Source organism: uncultured Microbacterium sp. (assembly GCF_963521695.1).
Taxonomy (GTDB): domain Bacteria; phylum Actinomycetota; class Actinomycetes; order Actinomycetales; family Microbacteriaceae; genus Microbacterium.
Genome location: NZ_CAUQWC010000096.1, coordinates 1 through 11582, shown reverse-complemented (window position 1 = coordinate 11582; position 11582 = coordinate 1). Strand labels below are relative to the sequence as shown.

The 11582-nt window shown below is 68.5% G+C and carries 11 protein-coding genes; 10 read left to right on the top strand and 1 reads right to left on the bottom strand.

From position 1 onward, the window contains the following. Positions 1-368: 368 nt before the first annotated feature. From ftsZ to RWP81_RS08900, 8 genes are all read left to right on the top strand, one after another. The gene (gene ftsZ, locus RWP81_RS08935) at positions 369-1556 is read left to right on the top strand and encodes a cell division protein FtsZ (RefSeq protein WP_314455041.1); all 1188 of its coding nucleotides are present in this window, start codon (positions 369-371) and stop codon (positions 1554-1556) included. A gap of 71 nt (positions 1557-1627) precedes the next feature. After that, positions 1628-2311 carry a YggS family pyridoxal phosphate-dependent enzyme gene (locus tag RWP81_RS08930; protein WP_314455038.1) on the top strand — a complete coding sequence of 228 codons (684 nt, stop codon included), beginning with the start codon at positions 1628-1630 and terminating at the stop codon, positions 2309-2311. A gap of 31 nt (positions 2312-2342) precedes the next feature. Beyond that, positions 2343-2816: a cell division protein SepF gene (locus RWP81_RS08925; protein WP_314455035.1), complete on the top strand. Its 474-nt coding sequence runs from the start codon at positions 2343-2345 to the stop codon at positions 2814-2816. A gap of 6 nt (positions 2817-2822) precedes the next feature. Further along, positions 2823-3125: a YggT family protein gene (locus tag RWP81_RS08920; protein WP_055957458.1), complete on the top strand. Its 303-nt coding sequence runs from the start codon at positions 2823-2825 to the stop codon at positions 3123-3125. A 135-nt stretch (positions 3126-3260) separates the two neighbouring features. Next, positions 3261-3881 (top strand): DivIVA domain-containing protein, encoded by a 621-nt coding sequence (locus RWP81_RS08915; protein ID WP_314455030.1) that lies wholly within the window; start codon positions 3261-3263, stop codon positions 3879-3881. A 9-nt stretch (positions 3882-3890) separates the two neighbouring features. Continuing rightward, positions 3891-4481, top strand: a complete 591-nt coding sequence (gene lspA / locus RWP81_RS08910; protein WP_314455028.1) for a signal peptidase II — start codon at positions 3891-3893, stop codon at positions 4479-4481. A gap of 1 nt (position 4482) precedes the next feature. Beyond that, positions 4483-5406, top strand: coding sequence for an RluA family pseudouridine synthase (locus RWP81_RS08905; RefSeq protein ID WP_314455025.1), 924 nt, complete (start codon positions 4483-4485; stop codon positions 5404-5406). A 45-nt stretch (positions 5407-5451) separates the two neighbouring features. Further along, positions 5452-6018 carry a GNAT family N-acetyltransferase gene (locus tag RWP81_RS08900; RefSeq protein ID WP_314455022.1) on the top strand — a complete coding sequence of 189 codons (567 nt, stop codon included), beginning with the start codon at positions 5452-5454 and terminating at the stop codon, positions 6016-6018. A gap of 3 nt (positions 6019-6021) precedes the next feature. On the opposite strand, the gene RWP81_RS08895 is transcribed toward RWP81_RS08900, so the two are convergent. Continuing rightward, the gene (locus RWP81_RS08895) at positions 6022-6495 is read right to left on the bottom strand and encodes an NUDIX domain-containing protein (protein WP_314455019.1); all 474 of its coding nucleotides are present in this window, start codon (positions 6493-6495) and stop codon (positions 6022-6024) included. 148 nt (positions 6496-6643) lie between these two features. Between RWP81_RS08895 and dnaE the strand changes: the two genes are divergently transcribed. Together dnaE and RWP81_RS08885 are read left to right on the top strand one after the other, a co-directional pair. Beyond that, positions 6644-10108 (top strand): DNA polymerase III subunit alpha, encoded by a 3465-nt coding sequence (gene dnaE / locus RWP81_RS08890; RefSeq protein ID WP_399540568.1) that lies wholly within the window; start codon positions 6644-6646, stop codon positions 10106-10108. Positions 10109-10204: 96 nt separating this feature from the next. After that, the gene (locus RWP81_RS08885) at positions 10205-11575 is read left to right on the top strand and encodes a hypothetical protein (RefSeq protein ID WP_314455013.1); all 1371 of its coding nucleotides are present in this window, start codon (positions 10205-10207) and stop codon (positions 11573-11575) included. Positions 11576-11582 lie beyond the last annotated feature (7 nt).

Below are 11582 nucleotides of genomic sequence, written 5' to 3'. Positions count from 1 at the left end.
TACGACGTCACCTCTCCGGACGCGGGCGTCGTCCGTTCGTGAACGCCGGCGTCGCGCTCCGTTGCGGTGGGGACCGATCGCCGCGGCGGGCGCGAGCAGGCGGAGGCCGGCGTCGTGCGCGGGCCGGCCCCGCAGCCGTCGTGCGCCGAGGTCGACGGCGGGCGCCACCCCTGTCGTGCGTCCTCCACGAGCGTCCGGCCCGGGCAGGCGTCGCGGATCTGCGAGGCGATAGTCCGACACTCCGCGTGTCGGGCGAGCGGCATCCGATCCGACACCTACCTTCGAGCTAAGGAATTGCATACCGGGCAATTCTTTAACCCTCAACATGAGGTTTAGAGTTTCGGGTTCGGGGACAAACGGAGGCCGGCATGAGCCACAACCAGAACTACCTCGCCGTGATCAAGGTCGTCGGTGTGGGCGGCGGCGGCGTCAACGCCGTCAATCGCATGATCGAGCTCGGCCTTCGTGGCGTGGAGTTCATCGCGATCAACACCGACGCGCAGGCGCTGCTGATGAGCGACGCCGACGTCAAGCTCGACGTGGGACGCGAGCTTACCCGGGGACTCGGCGCGGGCGCCGACCCCGAGGTCGGCCGTCGCGCCGCCGAGGACCACGCGGAGGAGATCGAAGAGGCCCTGCGCGGCGCCGACATGGTCTTCGTCACCGCGGGCGAGGGTGGTGGCACGGGCACCGGTGGCGCACCGGTCGTCGCGAAGATCGCCAAGTCGATCGGCGCGCTGACGATCGGCGTCGTCACCAAGCCCTTCTCGTTCGAGGGGCGCCGTCGGCAGAGCCAGGCCGAGGCCGGCGTTGGCCGCCTGAAGGAAGAGGTCGACACCCTCATCGTCGTGCCCAACGACCGCCTGCTCGAGATCAGCGACCGCGGCATCTCGATGATCGAGGCTTTCGCCACCGCCGACCAGGTTCTGCTCGCGGGTGTCCAGGGCATCACCGACCTGATCACCACCCCGGGTCTGATCAACCTCGACTTCGCCGACGTGAAGAGCGTCATGCAGGGTGCGGGTTCGGCCCTCATGGGCATCGGTTCGGCCCGCGGCGCGGATCGCGCCATCAAGGCCGCTGAGCTCGCCGTCGAATCCCCGCTGCTCGAGGCGTCGATCGAGGGCGCGCACGGCGTGCTGCTGTCGATCCAGGGTGGATCGAACCTCGGTATCTTCGAGATCAACGACGCCGCCCAGCTCGTCAAGGAAGCGGCCCACCCCGAGGCGAACATCATCTTCGGTACGGTCATCGACGACACCCTCGGCGACGAGGTGCGCGTCACCGTGATCGCCGCCGGTTTCGACGGGGGCGAGCCGTCGCTGCGCATCGATCCCGTCGCCGCCCAGCGTCCGGCTTCCACCCCGGTGCTGCCCGCAATCCCCGCCGATGACGTCGCCCGCGACCTCGACGCGGCCGAGGAGCAGAAGGCCGCGACCGAACGCGCCCCCGAGCGTCGCCCGGAGCCGGCACCCGTCACCGCGCGCGTGCCCGAGACCTCCTACGACAACGGCTACGCCGACGACGACCTCGACGTGCCCGACTTCCTGAAGTAAGCACGCACGATCTCTCCGACGAAAGCGGGTCCGGTCTCCACCGGGCCCGCTCTCGTCGTCGAAGGAGCCCCATGGACACCGCCCTGGCCGATCGTCTTGCCGCCGTCGACGAGCGCATTCAGGATGCCGCCCGCGCGGCGCACCGCGACGCCGCCGCCATCACCCGGATCGTCGTCACGAAGTTCCACCCCGCGACGCTCGTGTCCGAGCTGCATGCCCTGGGTGTGCGCGACGTGGGGGAGAACCGTCAGCAGGAGCTCACCGCCAAGCGCGCCGAGCTGGATGGCATCCCGGATCTGAGATGGCACTTCATCGGCCAGGCGCAGACGAACAAGGCGCGGGCCGTGCGGTCGGCGGCGGATGCGGTGCACTCGGTCGACCGCGCACGCATCGCCGACGCGCTCGACGCCGCCGACGGTGACGGCCTGCTCGACGTGCTGCTCCAGGTAAACCTCACCGACGACACGGGCCGCGGCGGGGTCGACCCGAGCGGTGTCGAGGAGCTCGCGGCCCACGTCGCGGGTCTGTCGACCCTGCGCCTGCGCGGCGTCATGGCCGTCGCGCCGCTCGACGAAGAACCCGCGCGGGCGTTCGAACGGCTGCGCCGGTCGGCCGACGCGGTGCGCGCAGTGGTGCCCGACGCCGAGTGGATCTCGGCGGGGATGACCGGCGACTTCCCCGAAGCGATCGCGATGGGCGCGACACACCTGCGGATCGGTTCTGCAATCACGGGCCCGAGGCCCCCGCGCGACTAGCCTCGAACCAGACGAGCGAACGGAGGATGCGATGTCGAACCCCCTCAAGAAAACGATGGTGTACCTGGGCCTCGCCGACGAGGAAGAGACCTATGAGGAGACAGCGCCGCAGCCCATCGCGCGCAAGCAGCCCGCACAGACTGCTGCTCCCATCGAGAAGGCCGCGCCGGTGACCCCGCTGCACCGCCCCGCCGTGGTGCGTCAGCCCACTGCCGGGCCCGTGAGCGAGATCCTCACGGTGCACCCCAAGCAGTACCGCGACGCGCAGACGATCGCCGAGAACTTCCGCGAGGGCATTCCGGTCATCATCAACCTGTCGCAGATGAGCGACGCCGACGCGCGTCGCCTGATCGACTTCGCGAGCGGACTCTCGCTCGGGCTGTACGGACGTATCGAGCGGGTGACGAGCAAGGTGTTCCTGCTCTCGCCCGAGAACATCGCCGTCTCCGGCGACGGTGCGATCGCGCAGGCCGACCCCGAGGGTGCGCCCTTCGCGTCCCAGTAACGCGTCGTGGCCGTCCTGAGCCTGGTCGGCTCCATTCTCAGCGTCATCCTGTTCATCTACATCGTGATCCTGCTCGCGCGCCTCGTGCTCGAGTACATCCCGATGTTCAACCGGGAGTGGCGTCCGCGTGGCGCCACCCTGGTGCTCGCCGAGATCGTCTACACGGTGACGGATCCGCCTATCAAGCTGATCCGTCGCGTGATCCCGCCCCTGCGCATCGGAGGGATCGCGATCGACTTCGGTTTCGCGATCGTGATGTTCGTCTGCTTCCTGTTGCTCAGCGTCACCCGGTCCCTCGCGGCCGCGTGACGCGCATCGCCGCCGTCACTTCGACAGTGCACTTCGACACTGTGGAGGGGCGGCGGCTATGCTGTTCCGAAGCGGTACGCCTCGGTGCGACACCCCCACCCCTTCTTCATCAGAGCTCTCGAAAGAGGAATCACCATGGCACTGACCCCCGATGACGTCGTCACCAAGCAGTTCCAGCACGTGCGTTTCAAAGAGGGTTTCGACCCCGACGAGGTCGACGACTTCCTCGACGAGATCGTCGTCGAATGGCGCAAGACGATCGCTGAGAACGACGAGCTGAAGAACAAGCTCGCGGCCTACGAGTCCGGTGAGGCCACCCCCGCCGCGACCGAGGCCCCCGTCGCCGAGCCCGCCGCCGCGGAGCCCGTCGTCGAAGAGGCTCCCGCGCCTGCTCCTGTCGCGTCGACGCCGACCCCCGACATCGAGCCCGCCGCCCAGAGCGCCGGCATCATCGAGCTGGCCCAGCGCCTGCACGACGAGCACGTCGCCGAGGGTCGCGCGCAGCGCGACCAGCTCGTCAGCGACGCGCAGGCCCAGGCGGCGTCCATCGTCGCCGAGGCCGAGCAGAAGGGCCGCGAAGAGCGTGCCCGTCTCGAGAAGGAGCGTGTGACGCTCGAGGGTCGCATCACCGAGCTTCGCAACTTCGAGCGCGACTACCGCTCGCAGCTGCGTTCGTACATCGAGGGTCAGCTCCGCGACCTCGACACCACCGCGACGTCCTCGGGCTCGACGCCGGTGTCGGCGATCGGTCTGTAGGACCACTCTTTGCGCAGTCGTTCTCCTCTGCGTCCGGCGGCGGCCGGCATCGTCATCGCGATACTCGCGGTGCTGGTGCTGGCCGCCGACCAGTTGGCGAAGACCGTCGCCATCGACTCTCTTCCCCCGGAGCGCGTCGTACCGGTGCTGGGCGACGCCCTGCAGTTCTACCTCGTCCGAAACCCCGGTGCCGCCTTCTCGCTCGGCGAGGGCGTGACGTGGGTGTTCACCATCGCGCTGGCCGTCGTCGCCGGCGTCATCGCCTTCCTCGCCGTGCGGCGCGTGCGGTCACGGCTGTGGGCCGTCGTTCTCGGCCTTCTCCTCGGCGGAGTGCTGGGTAATCTCACCGACCGTCTCGTGCGTGAGCCGGGGTTTCCTGTCGGGCACGTCGTCGACTTCATCTCGACCCCCTGGATGATGCCCGCGATCTACAACGTCGCCGACATCTTCATCGTCTCGATGATGATCTCCGTCGCCATGCTCGTGCTGATGGGGCTCCGTCTCGACGGCACGCGCGAGACCCGCGCGTCGCGGGCGGCCGAGGCCGATGCCGCTGCCGACGGTGAAGTCGAGCCGTCACCCGAGCAGGGCACCCGCTGACATGGAGTCGCGGAGCCTGCCCGTCCCCGACGGGCTCGACGGAACGCGCATCGACCAAGCCCTGGCCAAGATGCTCGGCTTCTCGCGCACGTTCGCGGCCGAGGTCGCCGACGCCGGGGGAGTGAGCGTCGACGGTCGCCCCGCCGGTCGGTCCGACCGCCTTCGTGCGGGCACCTGGCTGAGCGTGGAATGGGAGCCGAAGCGCGGGCCCGAGATCGTGCCGGTCGCCGTTCCCGACCTCGGCATCGTGCACGACGACGACGACATCGTCGTCGTCGACAAGCCCGCGGGCGTGGCCGCGCACCCCTCGCTCGGCTGGGAGGGCCCCACGGTCCTCGGCGCGCTGGCGGCGGCGGGCTTCCGCATCGCCACGAGCGGTCCGGCCGAACGACGCGGAGTGGTCCATCGCCTCGACGCGGGGACGAGCGGTCTCATGGTGGTCGCCAAGACCGAGCGTGCCTACACGCTGCTCAAGAGCGCGTTCAAAGAGCGCGAGGTCGAGAAGATCTACCACGCGGTCGTGCAGGGACATCCCGATCCGCTCAGCGGCACCATCGACGCCCCGATCGGGCGGCATCCGCACCACTCGTGGAAGTTCGCCGTCACCCCCGACGGCAAGGACTCGATCACGCACTACGAGACCCTCGAGGCCTTCCCTCGGGCGTCCCTCCTCGAAATCCACCTCGAAACGGGCCGCACCCACCAGATCCGCGTGCACATGGCCGCTCACCGGCACCCGTGCGCGGGCGATCCGCTGTACGGGGGCGACCCCACGCTGTCCGCGCGCCTGGGGCTGACCCGCCAGTGGCTGCACGCCCACCGGCTCGCCTTCACGCACCCCGGCTCGGGGGAGTGGGTCTCGTTCGAGTCGCCCTACCCGCCCGATCTCGCGCACGCGCTGGAGATGCTCGGCGACGGAGCCTGAGGGCACGTCTTCCCTCCGACGACCGAGTGCGGCACCCTGGGTCGGGTGGACATCAGGGTTCGGGCCGCGACCGACTTCGACGACATCGCGACGATGGTCGGCCCCAAACGCCCGGATGCGTCGGTGTGCTGGTGTCTGAGCTACCGCATCCCCTCCGCGGAGAACGTGGCTCTGAAAGGGCCCGAGCGCGGGGAGCGGGTCCGCGACCTGCTGTGGGAGGGGCCCCCCGGCGTGCTGGCCTACGAGGGCGACGAGGTGGTCGGGTGGGCGGCCGTGCACCCGCGTCGCGACACATCGTTCGCGCGCAACCGCAGAATCCCGCACGTCGACGATCGCGACGTCTGGAGCATCTGGTGCGTGCGGGTGCGGCCGGGTCATCGCGGCCGCGGCATCTCGCATGCCCTGCTCGACGGAGCCGTCGCGTTCGCCCGTGACAACGGCGCATCGGTGGTCGAGGGATACCCCGTCGACAACGGCGACGCGAAGGTCGACCTGACCATGGCGTACGTCGGCACGAAGCGGCTGTTCGAGGCGGGCGGCTTCGTGCTCGCGGCGCAGACCACGTCGGTGCTGGCCGGATTCCCGCGCGTCCTCATGCGACGGGAACTCTAGCGTTCAGCGCCCGCCCTCGAACCGCGTCGAGCCCTCCGTCAGTGCCGCGCGCACGCGCGAGGCCATGTCGGCATCCATGATCCGTTCGACCTCCGACACCGGATGCCACCCCACCTCGGTCATCTCCCCGTCCAGCGGCACGGGTTCGCCCGAGATCCACCGGCACGCGAATGTCAGGTCGAGGTGGTCGCTCTGGTCGCCGTTAGCGTAGGTGACCCGCGGGATCTGGTGCACCCACGCGAGCCGCTCGGCACGGATGCGCACCCCCGCCTCCTCCTCCGCCTCGCGGACGGCGGCGTCGGCGGGTTCTTCCCCCGGATCGACGATGCCGGTGATCGGCGTGAGCCGCCCGGTGTCGCTGCGGCGACCGAGGAGCACCTGGCCGTCGTGCACGATCACCGCGGTCACCCCCACGAGGGGGAGGGGATGGTTGCCGATGTGACGGCGGAGCTCCAGCACGAAATCAGGGGTGGGCACGCGCCCACCGTAGCCGAGCCGCGCGCGGCGGTCGTCGCCGACTGGGCGTCCGCCCCGAACATCAGGGAGCGATGTCGGAGGCCGAACGTACACTCGATACGTGGCAGCAGACTCCTTCGCTCACCTTCACGTGCACAGCGAGTACTCGATGCTCGACGGCGCCGCGCGCATCGGCCCGATGGTCCAAGAGGCCGTCAAACTGGGAATGCCGGCCATCGCGGTCACCGACCACGGCAACACCTTCGCGGCCTACGAGTTCTACAAGACCGCGAAAGACGCCGGCATCAAGCCCATCATCGGCATCGAGGCCTACGTCACCCCCGGCACGCACCGTTCCGACAAGGCGCGAGTGCGGTGGGGCACCCCCGAGCAGCAGGGCGACGACGTCTCGGGTTCGGGCGCCTACACGCACATGACGCTGCTCTCCGAGACGACCGAGGGCATGCACAACCTGTTCCGGCTGTCGTCGCGGGCGAGCATGGAGGGCTACTACTTCAAGCCCCGCATGGACCGCGAGCTGCTGCAGACGTACGGCAAGGGGCTCATCGCCACCACCGGCTGCCCCTCCGGCGAGGTGCAGACCCGGCTCCGCCTCGGTCAGTACGATGCCGCGCGCGCCGCCGCGGCCGAGTTCCAAGACATCTTCGGCAAAGACAACTACTTCGCCGAGATCATGGACCACGGCCTGTCGATCGAGCGGCGGGTCATGACCGATCTGCTGAAGATCTCGAAAGACCTCGGCATTCCGCTCGTCGGCACGAATGACCTCCACTACACCCATCAGCACGACGCCACGAGCCACGCCGCTCTGCTGTGCGTGCAGTCGGGGTCGACGCTCGACGACCCCAAGCGCTTCAAGTTCGACGGCGACGGCTACTACGTCAAGTCGCCCGCCGAGATGCGCCAGGTGTTCCGCGACAACCCCGAGGCGTGCGACAACACCCTGCTCATCGCGGAGCGATGCGAGGTCGAGTTCGACACCTCGGCGAACTACATGCCGCGCTTCCCGGTCCCCGCGGGCGAGACCGAGGGCAGCTGGATGATCAAAGAGGTCGAGAACGGCCTTCGCGACCGCTACCCCGACGGCATCCCGGACGACGTGCGCAAGCAGGCCGAGTACGAGACCGACGTCATCCTCCAGATGGGGTTCCCGGGCTACTTCCTCGTCGTCGCCGACTTCATCAACTGGGCCAAAGACCACGGCATCCGCGTGGGACCGGGCCGTGGCTCGGGTGCGGGGTCGATGGTCGCGTACGCGATGAAGATCACCGATCTCGATCCGCTCAAGCACGGCCTCATCTTCGAGCGCTTCCTCAACCCCGACCGTGTCTCCATGCCCGACTTCGACGTCGACTTCGACGACCGTCGTCGTGGCGAGGTCATCCAGTACGTCACCGAGAAGTACGGCGACGAGCGTGTGGCGCAGATTGTGACGTACGGCACGATCAAGGCGAAGCAGGCTCTGAAAGACGCCGGGCGCGTCCTGGGCTTCCCGTTCAGCATGGGAGACCGTCTCACCAAGGCCATGCCCCCGGCCGTGATGGGCAAAGACATGCCGCTCGACGGCATGTTCAACCCCGAGCACCCGCGGTACAAAGAGGCGAGCGAGTTCCGCACACTCATCGAGACCGACGCCGAGGCCAAGACGGTGTTCGACACCGCGCTGGGTCTCGAGAACCTCAAGCGCCAGTGGGGCGTGCACGCCGCCGGCGTCATCATGTCGAGCGAGCCCCTCATCGACATCATCCCGATCATGCGCCGCGAGCAGGACGGCCAGATCGTCACGCAGTTCGACTATCCCGCGTGCGAGTCCCTCGGACTGATCAAGATGGACTTCCTGGGGCTGCGCAACCTCACGATCATCAACGACGCCCTCGACAACATCGAGGCCAACCGCGGCCACCCTCTCGTCTTGGAAGACCTCGACCTCGACGACGCGGCCTCCTACGAGCTCCTCGCCCGAGGCGACACACTGGGCGTCTTCCAGCTCGACGGCGGACCCATGCGCTCGCTTCTGCGCCTGATGCGGCCCGACAACTTCGAAGACATCTCGGCCGTCCTCGCCCTGTACCGTCCCGGCCCGATGGGCGTGAACTCGCACATCAACTACGCGCTGAGAAAGAACAGGCAGCAAGAGATCGAGCCGATCCATCCCGAGCTCGAAGAGCCCCTCGCCGACATCCTCGACACCACCTACGGCCTGATCGTCTATCAGGAGCAGGTGATGGCCGTCGCGCAGCGGGTCGCCGGGTACACGCTCGGTCAAGCCGACCTGCTGCGGCGCGCCATGGGCAAGAAGAAGAAGAGCGAGCTCGACAAGCAGAAAGAGATCTTCTTCGGCGGTATGACCGAGCGGGGCTTTGGCGACGTCGCGCAGCAGACGCTGTGGAAAGTGCTCGAGTCGTTCGCCGACTACGCCTTCAACAAGGCGCACACCGCGGCCTACGGGCTCGTGTCGTACTGGACGGCCTACCTCAAGGCGCACTACCCGGCCGAGTACATGGCCGCGCTGCTGACGAGCGTCGGCGACTCCAAAGACAAGATGGCGGTCTACCTCAACGAGTGCCGCCGCATGGGCATCAAGGTGCTGCCGCCCGATGTCAACGAGTCGATCCGCTTCTTCGCGGCCGTCGGTGAAGACATCCGCTTCGGTCTGGGCGCGGTCCGAAACGTCGGCACCAACGTCGTCGACGGCATCGTCGCCGCGCGCCAGGATGCCAGGTATACCTCGTTCCACGACTTCCTGTCGAAGGTGCCGATGCACGTGGCGAACAAGCGCACGGTGGAGTCGCTGATCAAGGCCGGAGCGTTCGACTCGCTCGGGTCGACCCGGCGCGCGCTGGTCGAGGTGCACGAGGACGCCTGCGAGGGCGCCGTCCTCGACAAGCGACGGGAGGCGAACGGCGAGGTCGGCTTCGACTTCGACTCGCTGTGGGACGAACCGCAGCAGGTCGTCAAAGTCCCCGAGCGACCCGAGTGGACCAAGAAAGACAAGTTGGCGTTCGAGCGCGAGATGCTCGGGCTCTACGTGTCCGACCACCCCCTCGCGGGCCTCGAGGTACCGCTGGCCAAGCACGCATCGACTTCCATCCACGATCTGCTCGCGTCCGAAGACGTGCAGGACGGCGATCAGGTGACGGTGGCGGGTCTGCTCACCAGCGTCCAGCACCGCGTGGCGAAGCAGAGCGGCAATCCGTACGGCATGATCACCGTCGAGGACTTCAACGGCGAGGTGACCGTGATGTTCATGGGCAAGACCTACGCCGAGTTCGCACCGGTGCTGCAGGCCGACTCGATCCTCGTCGTGCGCGGCCGGGTGTCGCGACGCGACGACGGTCTCAACCTGCACGCGCAGAGCGCATTCGCGCCCGACCTCGAGGGGTTGGACGAGACGGGCGGTCTGACGCTCATGGTGCCGGAACAGCGCGCGAACGAGGCGCTGGTCGGCGAGCTCGCACAGATGCTGCGCCGGCACTCGGGCTCGACCGAGGTCGTTCTCAAGCTGCACAAAGGCGGGACCGCCAAGGTGTTCGAGGTGCCGATGCCCGTGCGCGTCACGGCCGACCTGTTCGGTGAACTGAAAGGTCTGCTCGGGCCGAACTGCCTCGGCTGAACCGCCCCCGAAACTCTCGCTGCAAGCCCCCGCGGATGCCGACGAGCCCGTGATTATGATGACCAGGCGCTCCGGCGCTCTGGTGAAAGGATCATCGTGACCGATCAGAACCCCCACGACGGGGATGCACCCGCCGATCGTGAGCGTCTCGCCACGCCCACCGACGAGACACCCTCGCTCGAGCACCCCGTCTCATCCGTGCACGCAGGGGAGCACCGTTCCGTTCCGGCGTCCGCTCACGCCAACTCCGGTGCACGCGACCACGACCACTTCCCTCGCGCCTCCGATGCTCCGCAGTACGGCGTCGGACCTTTCTCCGTCCGCGAAGTGGCCCTTCTCGGCATCTGGGTCGTCGCCTTCTTGGTGTCCTTCTTCCGCATCAACATCCTCGACTCGCCATCCGGCGTGCTCATCGGCGGTCTGAACGTCTGGCTGTCGGGACTGTGGTGGATTCCCACCGTCGCGCTCCCGACCGTCGCCGTGGGGCTCCTGGTGCTCCGCCGCCTGTCGCCCCAGGGCATCCGTCGTGTCGGCTCCCTCGGCATCGACCAGTTCGCCTCGGTCGCCTTCACCGTCTCGGCGTTCGTCTGGGTCTCCTGGGTGTGGGACACGGTCGTGATCTTCAACGAGACCGGTATCTGGACGCGGTCGTGGGTCATCTGGGTCGAAGCAGTCGTGCTGCTCGCCGGTGCGGCGCTGACCGTCTTCGGGCCCGTCATCCCGCCCTTCGCCGAGGACTTCCGCGGTCGCGAAGAGGTTCCCGCGCACCGGAGTGCTCGCCCGATCCGTCCCGTCGTCTCCCGGCCCCGCGCTCCGCGTGCACCCCGCGCTCCGCGGCGCGCCGAGGAGAACCACACCTCGGCGCCCTCGGCCGAAGAGCCCTCTCGCGGGCGCGGCGCCGACGCCGCCGTACCCGGCACTTACACCGGGTCGACCGACATCGCGCGCGACGAGGCGGCCCCGCGTACGACACTGCTTCCGGCCCATGCCGGCGACGACAGCGACACCGACGTGTTCGCGCCCCTGCGGGCGGACCGCGACGATCAGGCGGACGTCGGACAGAGCCACGATGCTCACCTCTCCGACGACACCGGCCGAGACGATCGGGGCTCCGACGACCCGCTGCAGGACCACCGCCCCGATGAGCGGCGTCACGACGAGGATGGTCACGGCGAGAACGGCCGCTCCGGCTACCTGCGCGACGGACAGCGCCGGGCAGACGAGCCGCACCGCACGGGCGACCACGACTCGCACAACCCGCGCGACGAGCACCCCCACGCGCAGGCGTTCTGGGCGCTCGCTCCTGAGCAGCGTGAAATCGTGGACGACTACGGCACGCCGATCTTCCACATCGGGCCCACGGCGTGGGCACTCGTGGTCGAGGACCGGGGTGAGACGTTCGTGGTTCGCCACGACGACGGGCGCATCGGCTACCTGCACGACGTGTCGGGCATCACGCGCGGCTGATCACCGC